Below are 13,889 nucleotides of genomic sequence, written 5' to 3' on the forward strand. Positions count from 1 at the left end.
CCGGCCCAGTGCGAGGGTGATCACGACTTACGCGCGTCACGAATCGCGTGTACTGTGAGCCGCATGTCGATTGTTTCTTCCGGCTCGCTGCGACCCCGTTTTACGTCGAGAGCCGTCGCCACTTCTCCGGATTTTGCCCTCGCCGCATCCTTCGGCCCGCGCATGGCAACAGCGCGCATGGCACGATTGGTGCGTCGATGCGGCGGCCTCGCAATCGTTGCGAGGACCCTCATCGTTTTTTGATGCCATGCACAAACACCTCGCATCCCGTCATAGCCGCCCCCGGGTCTCGCTGAGCCCGGCACGCTCGTTGCGCCGCACACCCGCTCGCGCGCTGCGGCACCATGCCGCGCGTACGAGTGCGCGCACTGCTCATTCCCAAGAAGCAGGTGGCACGTTGCGCACCTGGTTGCGCACCGTATTTTCGATGTTGCGCAGCCGGACGCGCGCGCGCCGTTTGCTGTTGCGCGGCTTGCTGCGTCATACGAAGGCCCGCCGCGCCGCGCTAGCCAGCGCGCAACGCGCGGCTGCGACCGCCAACCGCCGGCCGCGCCGCCTGTCTGCCAGCGCGGGCTGGTTCGCATTCGCCGCCCGCTAGGCACCGCGAGCCAGCCGAACCATCGCCGGGGCGCCTCGTGCCCCGAGTCGCAAAGCGGCACCGCCTGCGGATATTCATCGACTGGCTGGTCGCGCATTTCCCCGAGAGAGTTCGGGGTATCGATCGAAGTTAGGCTCGCGGGCGACTACCATTGAGAGGTCGTCACCACGCTCCCGCAGCCTTTCGTCAGCGTAAAATTCGAACATACAGACCGATCGGCCGCGCCACGCGAGACCAAGATTTGCGATGAATACGCCCTCTCCCCAAAAGCCGCGGCATAAGGCGCCCTCGAAACGCACGTTGAACATCTTGACGGCACTTGTCGGCGTGGGGACGCTCGCGGCCGGTATCGGCTGGCTCATCTATAGCTGGAAGACCGATCTCGAAGTGCCCTACTTCGCCATTCCGCTCGTATTGTGCGTGCCCGTTATCGTCGCGGTCGCCTTCCGCAACTGCTGGGACTAACCGCATCCGAGTTTCGCGCCGAACGGGAAGCGACGGCGATGGACCAAAGCCGACGCAACCTGCTGCGCCCGACGAAAAATCGCGCGGCCAACCCGCCAAACCGACCGACAAGCCGCTCCCCGATTTGCCGAATCCGACGGAGGTCGGCGAAGACGGCTAAGCCGGATGCATCACGGCCGTTTCTATGCGGCAGCTCGAAAAAAACCCCGGCATAAGCCGGGGTTTCGTTGCTTCATTACCGCGCTTGGGTCAGGCGATTACGCGACTTCGGCGACCGGCTCCGTGCCGGCCGCTTCGGCCAGTGCGAGCGCCTTATCGGTTGCTTCCCACGAGAATTCCGGCTCTTCGCGGCCGAAGTGACCGTAAGCGGCCGTCTTTTCATAGACGGGGCGCAGCAGGTCGAGCATCTGAATGATGCCCTTCGGACGCAGATCGAAATGCTCGCGCACGAGTGCGGTGATCGTCGCATCGGACACCTTGCCCGTGCCGAACGTATTGACCATGACGGAGGTGGGCTGCGCCACGCCGATCGCGTACGACACTTGGATCAAGCAGCGCGAGGCGAGACCCGCGGCCACGATGTTCTTGGCGACATAGCGGCCCGCGTAAGCAGCCGAACGGTCGACCTTCGACGGATCCTTGCCCGAGAACGCGCCGCCACCGTGAGGAGCCGCGCCGCCGTACGTATCGACGATGATCTTACGGCCCGTCAACCCGCAGTCGCCTTGCGGACCGCCGATGACGAAACGACCCGTCGGGTTCACGAGGAACTTCACGTCGCCCTTGATCAGTTCGGCCGGCAAGGTCGGCTTGATGACCTCTTCGATCACCGCTTCGCGCAGCATCGACAGCTCGATTTCCGGTGCATGCTGCGTCGAGAGCACGACGGTGTCGATCGAATGCGGCTTGCCGTCGACGTAGCGTACCGTCACTTGCGACTTCGCATCGGGACGCAGCCAGGGCAAGCGGCCGTCGCGGCGCAGCGACGCTTGGCGCTCGACAAGGCGGTGCGACAAGTGGATCGGCAACGGCATCAACTCGGGCGTTTCGTCGCAGGCATAACCGAACATCAAGCCTTGGTCGCCCGCGCCTTGATCGAGGTTGTTGTCGTGCGCGCGATCGACGCCTTGCGCGATGTCGGGCGATTGCTTGTCGTAGGCGACGAGCACCGCGCAGCCGCGGTAATCGATGCCGTAGTCGGTGTTGTCGTAGCCGATGCGCTTGATCGTATCGCGCGCGACTTGGATGTAGTCGACGTTCGCCGTGGTTGTGATTTCACCAGCCAGCACGACGAGACCCGTGTTGCACAGCGTTTCGGCGGCAACGCGAGAGTATTTGTCTTGCGTGAGGATGGCGTCGAGAATGGCGTCCGAGATTTGGTCGGCGACCTTGTCGGGATGGCCTTCGGAAACGGATTCGGACGTGAAAAGGTAGTCGTTTGCCACGTTGCAGACTCCAAGGTTACGGTGTTTGAGTTCACGTAGCCAGCTTCGGGAGCCTGAAGCGGCGACGCTTTAGCGGATTTCATGCTCGCTCGGACGCTGCTGGCGCCCGGGCGACTTCGCCCCGCAAGTTGTCTATTAACTCGGCGAAGCCCGTATTATAGCGGCTTCTCGAGATTGTCACAGAGCGAATTGCCGTGTCTCTTCCCATCTTTTCGGCGCATTGCGCGCCACGCTCATGCGTCTACGCGGTCCTCGCACCGGCTCAGCGTCCCCTTTGTACGCCCCCGTGTGAGGCCCGCGAATGTTAAATCGCATCGGCACGAAATTCGCCATCGGCCTGCTCAAGTTTCTCGCAATCTTGCCGTACGGCTTCGTCGCGCGCTTAGGCGACGGCCTCGGCTGGCTGCTCTATCAGATCCCCAGCAAGCGCCGGCGCATCGTTCATACGAACCTCAAGCTGTGTTTTCCCGAGTGGAGCGAACAAAAGCGCGACGAAATCGCCTGCAAGCATTTTCGCCACGCGATTCGCAGCTACGTCGAGCGCAGCGTGCAGTGGTTCGGCTCTTTGGAGAAGCTTAAGAAGCTCGTCGTCGTCGACAGCGAAGTCGATCTGACCGATCCGAATATGCCGCCCACGCTGCTCCTCGGCTTTCACTTCGTCGGCATCGAAGCGGGCTCGGTCTTCATCAACGTCGCATTGCAGCGCCAATGCGCCGCGCTGTATCAGCCGATGTCCAACCCCGAACTCGAGGAAATCGCGAAGCAGGCTCGCGGCCGCTTCGGCGCCGACATGGCAAGCCGCGCCGATAGCGCCCGCGTCGTCTTGCGCTGGCTGCGCGAGCGCAAACCCGTCATGCTCGGCGCCGATATGGATTACGGCCTGCGCAACTCCACCTTCGTGCCCTTCTTCGGCATCCCCACCTGCACGCTGACGGCCGTCGGCCGCTTCGCGCAGGTGGGCCGCGCGCAGGTGCTGCCGTTCATCGGCGAGGTACTGCCCAATTACAAAGGTTATCGGCTGAAAGTCTTCAAACCTTGGGAAAACTTTCCCACGGGCGACGACGACACCGATGCGCGCCGCATGAACGCCTTCCTCGAAGAACAGATTCCGCGCATCCCGGAGCAGTACTACTGGGTGCACAAGCGCTTCAAGACACGGCCGCCCGGCATGCCGAGCGTCTACGATTGAGGTGCAAGATTCAGCCGGCAGGGCGCGCGAGCGCAGGGCCGTAGGCGTCCCTTACAATATCGGCATCATGAAGCTCAAGTTCACCAAGATGCACGGCGCGGGCAACGACTTCGTCGTGCTCGACGGCTATAGCCGGCCGCTCGCCCTGACGCGCGACCAAGTGCGCGCGCTCGCCGACCGCCATTTCGGCATCGGCGCCGATCAACTGCTGCTCGTCGAGCGGCCGACCGTTGCGGACGCCGATTTCAAATACCGCATTTTCAACTGCGACGGCGGCGAGGTCGAACACTGCGGCAACGGCGCGCGATGCTTCGTCAAATTCGTCCGCGATACGGGGCTGACCGATAAGCGCAGCGTGCGCGTGCAAGTGCACGGCGGGCTCATCACGCTCACGATGCAAGAGAACGGCGAAGTGGTCGTCGACATGGGACCGCCCGTGTTCGAGCCCGCGCGCGTCCCGTTCGATTCGGCGGGACTTAACGCGCGCCGCGAAGGCGCCGATTCGCTCTGGCCGCTCGAGATCGACGGCCGCACGTACTGGGTATCGGTCGTCTCGATGGGCAATCCGCACGCCGTCCAAGTCGTGGACGACGTCCGCACGTTTCCGATTGCCGAACTCGGGCCGAAGATCGAGCACTACGCCCGCTTCCCGCAGCGCGTGAATGCAGGCTTCATGCAGATCCGCTCGCGCAGCGAAGTGGCGTTGCGCGTGTTCGAACGCGGCGCGGGCGAGACGCTTGCCTGCGGCACGGGAGCCTGCGCGGCGGTCGCGGCCGGCATTCGCCGGGGCCTGCTCGATTCGCCCGTTACCGTCCACGCGCTCGGCGGCACGCTGACCATCGCCTGGGACGGCGCGCGCGACGAAGCCGCCTCGCTCATGATGTCAGGCCCGGCGTCCACCGTGTTCGATGGCGAAATCGAACTCGCGGACTGACCGATACGATTGCGGCCCGTCCGTTTTTTTTCACCCCTTGCCTTGCCCGCTCTTTTGCCGACACTCATGAACGATCGCGAAGTCGCCGACTACTTACTCGCCAACCCGGAATTCTTCTCGCAACACGCGGAGCTGCTGGCCGCCGTTCGGCTCGCCAATCCGCACGGGAAAGCGGCCGTCTCGCTTCAAGAGCGCCAGATGGACATGCTGCGCGAAAAGAACAAGGTGCTCGAGCGTCGCCTGGCCGAACTGTTGCGCTACGGTCATGAGAACGACAGCATCGCAGCCAAGTTCAACCGCTGGACCGCGCGCGTGATCGCCGAGCGCGACGCCCACGCGTTGCCGCGCACCGTCGCGCAAGGCCTCATGGAAGTATTCGACGTGCCGCAAGCGGCGCTGCGCCTTTGGGATGTGGCCGATACGTACCGCGACGCCGAATTCGCGCGTCAGGTGGGCGAAGAGGTACGCTTGTTCGCCAATGGGCTCGATGCTCCGTACTGCGGTGCGAACTCTGGCTTCGAAGCGGCGCAATGGCTTGCCGCCGGCGAGGCCGGCGCGAGCGACGCCGCAGCCGTCCAATCGGTCGCGCTGCTCGCCCTGCGCGAGCCGCGCGCGCTCGAAACCGCGGCCGCGCGTGCAAGCGTCGCCGAGGGCGCGAACGAGAGCGCGCCCGCCGTGCCGGCGTTCGGCTTGCTGGTCATGGGCTCGCCCGATCCGCGCCGTTTCCACGACGGCATGGCGACCGATTTCCTGATGCAGATCGGCACGCTCGCAAGTGCGGCGCTGAGCCGGCTGCTTGCCTGATCACCGGCCTTCAGCCCCTTTCGACGAGCGCGCGCGTGCCTGAGACCGACTCCGAACTGATCGCGGCGTATCTTGCCGGTCTGGCGCATGCGCGCCGGCTCTCCGAGCATACGCTGCGCAGTTACGCGCACGAACTCGAGGCCCTGGTGCAACTCGCCGACGGCAGGCCGCTAGCCGGCTTATCGGCGGTGGATATGCGAGGAGCCGTGGCCCGGGCGCACGCGGGCGGTTTGTCGGCGCGCTCGATCGCGCATCGTTTGTCGGCTTGGCGCGCGTTTTACCGCTGGCTCGGCGAACGCGTCGAGCTGCCCGCCAACCCGGTGGCGGCGGTGCGGGCGCCCAAGCAACCGAAGCGGCTACCCAAAGCGTTGTCCGTCGACGACGCCACCGCACTCATGGAAGCCGGTCCTGCCGAAAGCGCCGAGGGGCTGCGCGACCATGCGATCCTCGAGTTGTTTTACTCGTCGGGTTTGCGGCTGTCGGAGCTCGTCGGGCTCGATGCCGCCTACGCGGAAGGCGACGGCTACCGTTCGACCGGCTGGCTCGACATGGCGGCGCACGAGGTGACGGTGCTCGGTAAGGGCAAACGCCAGCGAACCGTGCCGGTCGGCCGCAAGGCGATCGACGCGCTGAACGCATGGCTCGCGGTGCGCGGCCAGTTCGTGAAGGCCGATCCGCATCCGCTATTTCTATCGGCGCGCGGCGCGCGTATGTCGCCGAACGTCGTACGCGAACGCGTCAAACGCGCCGCGCTCAGAGCCGGCATTCCGGCCAACGTGCATCCGCACGTCCTGCGTCACTCGTTCGCCACGCACGTGCTGCAATCGAGCGGCGATCTGCGGGCGGTGCAAGAGTTGCTCGGCCATGCGAGCGTGGCCGCGACGCAAATTTATACGTCGCTCGATTTTCAACACCTCGCGCGAATCTACGACAGCGCCCACCCGCGCGCGAAAAAGCGCGATTGACGCGGTCTATCCCGCGCGCGCGCGCCGCGCCGCTTAACTCCGCATTTGCTATGAACACCGTTACGCTCAAGCCCTCGAAGGAAAAATCGCTGTTCCGCCGCCACCCGTGGGTCTATGCCAACGCGATCGAGCACGTCGAAGGCAAACCCACCTCCGGCGCCACCGTCATCGTGCGCGCGCACGATGGTCGTTTCCTCGCTAGAGCGGCCTACAGCCCGCATTCTCAAATTCGCCTGCGCGTCTGGAGCTTCGACGAGAGCGAACCGATCGATCACGCGTTTTTCAAGCGGCGCGTGCAGCGCGCTTTCGCCCATCGGCAGGCATTCGTACGCGATACGGGCGCCGTGCGGCTGATCTTCGGCGAAGCCGACGGCCTGCCGGGCCTCGTCGTCGACTACTACACGGAGGACGGCGGTGCCGGTCGCGGTCAGCTCGTTTGCCAGTTCATGGCCGCCGGCGTGGAGGCATGGAAGCAAGCGATCGTCGCGGCGCTCGTCGGCGCGACAGGCTGCCCCAATGTCTATGAACGCTCGGACGTGTCCATCCGCGAAAAGGAAGGGCTCGAGCAAACGACCGGCGTGCTGGCCGGCGACGCCCCGCCCGACACGCTGATCACGCGCGAGAACGGGGTGCGCTACCACGTCGACGTGCACAGCGGGCACAAGACGGGGTTTTACGTCGACCAGCGCGACAACCGCGCGCTGGTGCAAGCCTATGCCGCGGAGCGCGACGTGCTCAATTGCTTTTGCTACACGGGCGGCTTCTCGCTCGCGGCGCTGGGCGGCGGCGCCAAGCGCGTCGTCTCGATCGATTCGTCTGGGGAGGCGCTCGCGCTTGCGCGCGCGAACGTCGAAGCGAACGGTTTCGACGCCGAGCGAGCGCAATGGCTCGACGCCGATGCATTCCGCACGCTGCGCCGCCTCGTGGACGACGGCGAGCGTTTCGACCTCGTCGTGCTAGATCCGCCGAAATTCGCGCCGGCGCGCGAGCATGTGGACCGCGCGGCGCGCGCCTATAAGGACATCAACCTGTCGGGGTTTCGCTTGCTACGGCCGGGCGGGCTCCTGTTCACGTACTCGTGCTCGGGCGCGATCGATGCGGATCTCTTTCAAAAGATCGTCGCCGGCGCAGCGGCCGACGCACGCGTGGACGCGCGAATCCTCAAGCGCCTCGGCGCCGGCCTCGATCACCCGCTGCTGGCCGCGTTCCCGGAAGGCGAGTATTTGAAGGGACTGCTGTTGCAAATCGTATGACCGCCCCCATTTAGGGCAAATTCGCGCTGGCGCCCAGCGAGAGGTCCGGTGTCGAGGACCTCGGCGCAAACGAGCGCGCGCCGGTATGCTTCAATATTTTCGTGGTCGGCTCGCTCGAACCGTCCCTGATTTTCGACCATAGGCGATTGAATATGATCCCCGTCACCATCTTGACCGGCTTCCTAGGCAGCGGCAAAACCACGCTGCTCAAGCGCATCCTTACCGAAAAGCACGGCATGAAGATCGCCGTGATCGAAAACGAGTTCGGCGAGGAGAACATCGACAACGAGATTCTGGTTCAGGAACAGGCCGAGCAGATCGTGCAGATGAGCAACGGCTGCATCTGCTGCACGATCCGCGGCGACTTGGCGCGCGCGCTCGGCGATCTCGCGGCCCGCAAGCGTGCCGGCGAAATCGCGTTCGACCGCGTCGTCATCGAAACGACGGGCTTGGCCAACCCCGGCCCCGTCGCGCAGACGTTCTTCATGGATAGCGAGATCGGCGACGCGTTCTTGCTCGATGCGATCATCACGCTCGTCGACGCCAAACACGCCGATGCACAACTCGACGAACACGAAGTGGTGCAGCGGCAAGTGGGCTTCGCCGATCGCCTATTCATCACCAAGTCGGATCTCGTCGACGAAGCCACGCTGGCCGACCTGCGCCATCGCCTCGTCCACATGAATCCGAAGGCGGCGATCAAGGTGGTGAACTTCGGCGAAGCCGACATCAAGGAGATCTTCGATCTGCGCGGCTTCAATCTGAACGCGAAGCTCGAGATCGATCCGGACTTCCTGGCCGAAGACGATCACGCTCACGCGCACCACCACGATCACGGCCATGACCATGCGCACGATCACGGCCATGACCATGCGCACGATCACGACCATGAGCATTGCGACCACGATCACGGTCATTGCGAGCATGAAGGGCATGCGCACCACCACCATGCGCACCATGACGATCGGATCAAGTCGTTCGTCTATCGCAACGATCGGCCGTTCGATCCGAACAAGCTCGAGGATTTCCTGGGCGGCGTGCTGCAAATCTACGGCGAGCGGCTGCTGCGCTACAAAGGCGTGCTCTATATGAAGGGCGTCGACCGTAAAGTCGTCTTCCAGGGCGTGCATCAAATGATGGGAAGCGACCTCGCGGCCAAATGGCTGCCGGTGGAGAAGAAGACGAACAAGATGGTCTTCATCGGCATCGATCTGCCGCAGGACCTCATTACGGACGGCTTGGACGCCTGCCTCGCCTAAATTGTCCGACAGGTGGGGCGCCACACGCACCTCACCGGTGGAAGGTTCGCTTTTTGCACGGGTGCGCGCTATATTTTCAGGATATTGGCGACGCCCCGACAGGGTTTTCTCTGTTGCAGCGCCGTAGTTCGATTCAGTTACAATACGTCCCCGCCGCTTACCGGCGGGTTACGCGACGGCACCGGGAAACCTTATCCGGGCAAGGCCGAAACAAAAGAATCGAGACACCGAAAGACGCCGCCCGAGGCTCGCGTATTGCGAGGCTCGTGTTGCGACGCCGTATCGAATGGGTAGGAGCACCCGAGGATCGGTTTCCTTACGGAGTTCGGCCCCGCATCGGCGCGACGGCGTCTCGACGGCCACTGGGCCGCGGGCGCCGGCGCTTCCCTAGCACCGCTTGCGGGCAATACGAAAGTGCGGGCAATATGTATGGGTTTTGCCTCACATTGAAGAAGCACGCAGATGACGACGAAACGACTCTTGACCGAAGCCGAAATCCTGAAGATGAGCGACAAGGATTACATGAACGAGGATCAGCTCGCCTTCTTCAAGAACAGGCTCGAACAGCTTCAGGCGGAAATTCTCCGCAACGCCGGGCAGACGACCGAGAACCTGCGCGAAACGGTGATCGTGCCCGATCCGGCGGATCGCGCGACGATCGAGGAAGAACACGCACTCGAGCTGCGCACGCGCGATCGCGAACGCAAGCTGCTGAAGAAAGTGCAGCAATCGCTCGCGCGCATCGAAGCGGGCGATTACGGCTGGTGCGAGGAAACGGGCGAGCCGATCGGCATCCCGCGTCTGCTCGCACGGCCCACGGCGACGCTCTCGCTCGAGGCGCAGGAGCGCCGCGAGCTGCGCCAAAAGCTGTTCGGCGACTGATCGAGCGGCAGCGCGGCGCTTCATGCCGCGCGCATGCACGCAGCTTCCAACGAGGCGCGCGGTATTCCGCGCGCTTTTTTCTTTTCGGTCACCGGGCTAAGTCAGTCCGCGGCATGCCGTGGTCGCGCTCGATTCGGAAAAGCTTACCTATGCGAAGCGGATGCGCGCTTCGTCGTCGGTTCGAGGCGTCTCCCCCGGCGCCCGTCGCGCAGATCGTCGCCCTCCTGCTCTTGATAAACCCGCGCACGCCCTAAAATGGGCTGAATGTGCGCGCGGGATCGCATGCGACCTTACCCGGCGCCACCCGTTCTCAAGCTCGCGCGGCCACGCGCCGCGCGAGCCCCTTCCGTTTCTCGAGGAATGCACCATGGAGCAATTTCACGGCACGACGATCGTCTCCGTGCGCAACGGCGACAAAGTTGCGCTCGGCGGCGACGGCCAAGTGACGCTCGGCAACATCGTCATGAAAGGCGGCGCAAAGAAGGTCCGGCGCATCTATAACGGCAAGGTCCTCGTGGGCTTCGCGGGCGGCACCGCCGATGCGTTTTCGCTGCTCGATCGTTTCGAGGCGAAGCTCGAAAAGCACCAGGGCAATCTGACGCGCGCGGCCGTCGAACTCGCGAAGGATTGGCGCACCGACCGTATGCTGCGCCGGCTCGAGGCGATGCTGATCACGGCGGACGCGCAAACGACGCTCGTCATCACCGGTAACGGCGACGTGCTCGATCCCGAAGGCGGCATTTGCGCGATCGGTTCGGGCGGCGCCTATGCGCAAGCCGCCGCGCGCGCACTGGCCGACAACACGACGCTTTCGCCGCGCGAGATCGTCGAGAAGTCGCTGGCCATCGCCGGCGACATGTGCATTTACACGAACCATAACCGCGTCATCGAGACGATCGAGTAAGCGCCAAGCGAGAGAGGAACCGATGAGCACCATGACCCCTGCCGAGATCGTCTCGGAACTCGACAAACACATCATCGGCCAGAACAAGGCCAAGAAAGCCGTGGCCGTGGCGCTGCGCAACCGCTGGCGCCGGCAGCAAGTGGGCGAGCCGCTGCGTCAGGAAATCACGCCGAAGAACATTCTGATGATCGGGCCGACGGGCGTCGGCAAAACGGAAATCGCGCGACGCTTGGCCAAGCTCGCCGATGCGCCGTTCATCAAGATCGAAGCGACGAAATTCACCGAAGTCGGCTACGTCGGCCGCGACGTCGACAGCATCGTGCGCGACCTCATCGAAATCGCCCTGAAGCAAACGCGCGAATCGGAGATGCGCAAGGTGCGCACGAAAGCGCAGGATCAAGCCGAGGACCGCATTCTCGACATCTTGCTGCCGAGCGCCCGCCCCGTCGGGTTCGGCGCGCAAGCCGCTAGCGAGGACAGCGCAGACGGCAGCGCGACGCGCCAGACTTTCCGCAAGCGCCTGCGCGAAGGGCAGCTCGACGACAAGGAGATCGAGCTCGACGTCGAGATGCCGCAAGCCGGCATGGACATCATGGGGCCGCCCGGAATGGAGGACATGACCGAGCAGATCCGCTCGATGTTTGCGAACCTCGGCGGCGGTAAAAAGACGCGCCGCAAGGTCAAGGTCAAAGAAGCGCTGAAGCTTCTGACCGACGAGGAAGCGTCGAAGATGCTCAACGACGAGGAAGTGAAGGCCAAGGCCGTGCAGAACGTCGAGCAAAACGGCATCGTGTTCCTCGACGAAATCGACAAAATCGCCTCGCGCAGCGAAACGGGCGGCGCCGAGGTGTCGCGCCAAGGCGTACAGCGCGATTTGCTGCCGCTCGTGGAAGGCACGACGATCAACACGCGCTACGGGATGGTGAAGACCGACCACATTCTGTTCATCGCGAGCGGCGCGTTCCATCTGTCGAAGCCGAGCGATCTGATCCCCGAGTTGCAAGGGCGCTTTCCGATCCGCGTCGAACTCGATTCGCTGTCGGTGGAAGATTTCGAGTCCATCTTGATCGCGACCGATGCGAGCCTCGTCAAGCAGTACCAAGCGCTGCTCGCAACGGAAGACGTCGAGCTGGAATTCGCGCAAGACGGCATCAAGCGCATGGCCGAAATTGCCTTCTCGGTCAACGAGCGTACCGAAAACATCGGCGCGCGCCGGCTTTACACCGTCATCGAAAAACTGCTTGAGGAAGTCTCGTTCTCGGCCGGCAACCATTCGGGTCAGAAGGTGACGATCGATGCGGCGTATGTCGATCGCGCACTCGGCGAGGTCGCGCAAAGCGAGGATCTGTCGCGCTACGTGCTTTGAGGTAGCGCCCCGCGCGCGAGCCCGGGGCTTGGGCATCCGGTCCGATTCGAACGAACGGAGCGATCCGAGACGCGTTTGGCGTCAATGATCGCGCTACTCACCATATTGGTGAGGATCAATCCGTAGTTCATTCGGAACGGAGGCACCATCGTGAACATTTCGTTCGATCGCGCGACGCAGTCGCGTTTCGCCGCGGCCCTCACGGCCGCAGCATCGCTTTCTTGCCTGGTGGCAAACGGCACGACGCATGCCGCCATGGCACGGCAAGCGCCTAGCGCGCAGCTCGCGGACGGTATCGTCGAGGGCGTAAAGCTCCAGGGCCAATATAAAGACGTACGCGTGTTCCGCGGCATCCCGTACGCGGCACCGCCCGTGGACGATTTGCGCTTCCGAGAACCCCAAAGCGTGGCCCGCTGGGCCGGTGTGCGCAGCGCCAAACAGTTCGGTCCTCGCTGCATGCAACCGAACGTCGCCGGCAAGCCGGATTTCCGCTCGACGACAATGAGCGAGGACTGCCTCTATCTGAACGTGTGGACGCCCGCGAGCAGCGCAAGCACGAAGCTGCCCGTGCTCGTTTTCTTCCATGGGGGAGGATTCGTGTCCGGCGATGGATCGGAGTCTCGCTACGACGGCGCGAATCTCGCCTCGCGCGGCATCGTTGCCGTCACCTTGAACTACCGGCTCGGGGTCTTCGGGTTCCTCGCCCCGGCGGGAGTGGCCGGCGAATCTTCGCAGGGAACGGCCGGGAACTTCGGCTGGCTCGATCAGCTCGCGGCGCTGCGCTGGGTGCGCCAAAACATCGCTCAATTCGGGGGCGATCCTTCGCAAGTCACGATCGCCGGCACGTCGGCCGGCTCGGTTTCGGTGAGCGCGCATATGAGCTCGCCCCTATCGCGCGGGCTGTTCGCCCGAGCGATCGGCCAAAGCGGCGGGGCCTTCGCGTCGCAGGCCCTATGGACGCGAGAGCAATCGGAACGCGCGGCCGCAGCGTTCTCGAGCCGAGTCGGCGCAACCTCGCTGCGCCAATTGCGCTCGCTGCCGGCACAAACGCTGCTTGCGGCAACGGCCCAGCCGCTGCGCTCGGAACAACCGGCGATGTTCGAGCCAAGCGTGGACGGCTACTTTTTGAACGAATCGCCCGAGCAAGTATTCGCCCGAGGCGGACAAACTCAAGTGCCGCTACTCTTGGGATCGAACGCACAGCACGAGCCGCCGTCAACCGCGAGCGAGCCGGCTCAGAGCCATCGAATCATGACGCTGCGCGAGAGGCTCATGTGGTTCGTCGATCAAGTGGACGTCAAACTCGCTCATTATCCCGGCAGCGACGACGTCGCGCAAAGTACGCGGCGATGGATGGATCTACACAGGCAAACGGGGCAAGTGCCCGTCTTTTACTACCGCTATACGCACGACATGCCGCGCGAAATTCGCGTCGACGAAGGGACGGCGCACCCGCCGATACTAGGCGCGGCGCACGACGCGCAGGCCGCCTACTCGCTCGGCAATCTTGGCAATTCGCATCGGTACGCTTGGACGGCTGCCGATTACGACGTCTCGCGCATCTTTTCGAGCTATCTGGAGCAATTCGTGAAGACGGGCGATCCCAACGGCGCCGCATCGGTGCCCGGCGAGTCACCCGAGGCGAACGCGGCGCCGCGCAATACGGGCTCCGTGCCGAGTTGGCCGGCCTTGCGCGTCGAGAGTCAAGAGGTCTTGCGGCAGGTCATCGGACCGGACACCCACTCCGTGTGGGACGCAAGCGGGCCGCAACCGCAACCCGGCACGTCGGCAATTGCTGTCGCCCGGTGAGTTCGTCTACGGTAAT

At 63.9% G+C, this 13,889-nt stretch carries 13 protein-coding genes; 12 read left to right on the top strand and 1 reads right to left on the bottom strand.

Annotated features, from left to right (window positions below):
• The first annotated feature begins 247 nt into the window (after positions 1–247).
• On the top strand, positions 248–598 hold the full coding sequence (locus tag AB1286_RS10630) for a hypothetical protein (protein WP_430363249.1): 351 nt from the start codon (positions 248–250) through the stop codon (positions 596–598).
• Positions 599–844: 246 nt separating this feature from the next.
• Entirely contained in the window at positions 845–1,063 is a 219-nt protein-coding gene (locus tag AB1286_RS10635; protein WP_430363250.1) for a hypothetical protein, read from the top strand.
• 257 nt (positions 1,064–1,320) lie between these two features.
• Here AB1286_RS10635 and metK read toward each other — a convergent pair whose 3' ends face one another.
• On the bottom strand, positions 1,321–2,508 hold the full coding sequence (metK, locus tag AB1286_RS10640) for a methionine adenosyltransferase (protein ID WP_430363251.1): 1,188 nt from the start codon (positions 2,506–2,508) through the stop codon (positions 1,321–1,323).
• A 301-nt stretch (positions 2,509–2,809) separates the two neighbouring features.
• Between metK and AB1286_RS10645 the strand changes: the two genes are divergently transcribed.
• The 10 genes from AB1286_RS10645 to AB1286_RS10690 all read left to right on the top strand — a co-directional run bounded on the left by AB1286_RS10645 (position 2,810) and on the right by AB1286_RS10690 (position 13,873).
• A complete protein-coding gene (locus AB1286_RS10645; RefSeq protein WP_430363252.1) occupies positions 2,810–3,697 on the top strand; it encodes a lipid A biosynthesis lauroyl acyltransferase in 888 nt (295 codons plus the stop codon).
• 67 nt (positions 3,698–3,764) lie between these two features.
• Complete coding sequence (dapF, locus tag AB1286_RS10650; protein WP_430363253.1) at positions 3,765–4,631, top strand: diaminopimelate epimerase; 867 nt, start codon at positions 3,765–3,767, stop codon at positions 4,629–4,631.
• A 66-nt stretch (positions 4,632–4,697) separates the two neighbouring features.
• On the top strand, positions 4,698–5,435 hold the full coding sequence (locus AB1286_RS10655; protein WP_430363254.1) for a DUF484 family protein: 738 nt from the start codon (positions 4,698–4,700) through the stop codon (positions 5,433–5,435).
• Between the two features lie 35 nt (positions 5,436–5,470).
• Positions 5,471–6,400: a tyrosine recombinase XerC gene (xerC, locus tag AB1286_RS10660; protein ID WP_430363255.1), complete on the top strand. Its 930-nt coding sequence runs from the start codon at positions 5,471–5,473 to the stop codon at positions 6,398–6,400.
• A 50-nt stretch (positions 6,401–6,450) separates the two neighbouring features.
• Complete coding sequence (locus AB1286_RS10665) at positions 6,451–7,653, top strand: class I SAM-dependent rRNA methyltransferase (protein WP_430363256.1); 1,203 nt, start codon at positions 6,451–6,453, stop codon at positions 7,651–7,653.
• Between the two features lie 152 nt (positions 7,654–7,805).
• A complete protein-coding gene (locus AB1286_RS10670; RefSeq protein ID WP_430363257.1) occupies positions 7,806–8,912 on the top strand; it encodes a CobW family GTP-binding protein in 1,107 nt (368 codons plus the stop codon).
• A 462-nt stretch (positions 8,913–9,374) separates the two neighbouring features.
• Positions 9,375–9,794: an RNA polymerase-binding protein DksA gene (gene dksA / locus AB1286_RS10675; RefSeq protein ID WP_116139816.1), complete on the top strand. Its 420-nt coding sequence runs from the start codon at positions 9,375–9,377 to the stop codon at positions 9,792–9,794.
• Between the two features lie 367 nt (positions 9,795–10,161).
• Positions 10,162–10,698, top strand: coding sequence for an ATP-dependent protease subunit HslV (gene hslV / locus AB1286_RS10680; RefSeq protein ID WP_430363258.1), 537 nt, complete (start codon positions 10,162–10,164; stop codon positions 10,696–10,698).
• Between the two features lie 22 nt (positions 10,699–10,720).
• Entirely contained in the window at positions 10,721–12,064 is a 1,344-nt protein-coding gene (hslU, locus tag AB1286_RS10685; RefSeq protein ID WP_430363259.1) for an ATP-dependent protease ATPase subunit HslU, read from the top strand.
• Between the two features lie 150 nt (positions 12,065–12,214).
• Positions 12,215–13,873: a carboxylesterase/lipase family protein gene (locus AB1286_RS10690; protein WP_430363260.1), complete on the top strand. Its 1,659-nt coding sequence runs from the start codon at positions 12,215–12,217 to the stop codon at positions 13,871–13,873.
• The last annotated feature ends 16 nt before the right edge of the window (positions 13,874–13,889 follow it).

It is taken from the genome of Trinickia sp. NRRL B-1857 (genome assembly GCF_050470685.1).
In the GTDB taxonomy this organism is placed as follows: domain Bacteria; phylum Pseudomonadota; class Gammaproteobacteria; order Burkholderiales; family Burkholderiaceae; genus Trinickia.

Excerpts from the sequence above, each read along its gene's own strand:
- hslV (WP_430363258.1), top strand. The coding sequence starts at position 10,162 with ATGGAGCAATTTCACGGCACGACGATCGTCTCCGTGCGCAACGGCGAC.
- AB1286_RS10635 (WP_430363250.1), top strand. The coding sequence starts at position 845 with ATGAATACGCCCTCTCCCCAAAAGCCGCGGCATAAGGCGCCCTCGAAA.
- hslU (WP_430363259.1), top strand. The coding sequence starts at position 10,721 with ATGAGCACCATGACCCCTGCCGAGATCGTCTCGGAACTCGACAAACAC.
- AB1286_RS10665 (WP_430363256.1), top strand. The coding sequence starts at position 6,451 with ATGAACACCGTTACGCTCAAGCCCTCGAAGGAAAAATCGCTGTTCCGC.
- AB1286_RS10655 (WP_430363254.1), top strand. The coding sequence starts at position 4,698 with ATGAACGATCGCGAAGTCGCCGACTACTTACTCGCCAACCCGGAATTC.
- AB1286_RS10670 (WP_430363257.1), top strand. The coding sequence starts at position 7,806 with ATGATCCCCGTCACCATCTTGACCGGCTTCCTAGGCAGCGGCAAAACC.
- AB1286_RS10645 (WP_430363252.1), top strand. The coding sequence starts at position 2,810 with ATGTTAAATCGCATCGGCACGAAATTCGCCATCGGCCTGCTCAAGTTT.
- dksA (WP_116139816.1), top strand. The coding sequence starts at position 9,375 with ATGACGACGAAACGACTCTTGACCGAAGCCGAAATCCTGAAGATGAGC.
- AB1286_RS10630 (WP_430363249.1), top strand. The coding sequence starts at position 248 with ATGCACAAACACCTCGCATCCCGTCATAGCCGCCCCCGGGTCTCGCTG.
- dapF (WP_430363253.1), top strand. The coding sequence starts at position 3,765 with ATGAAGCTCAAGTTCACCAAGATGCACGGCGCGGGCAACGACTTCGTC.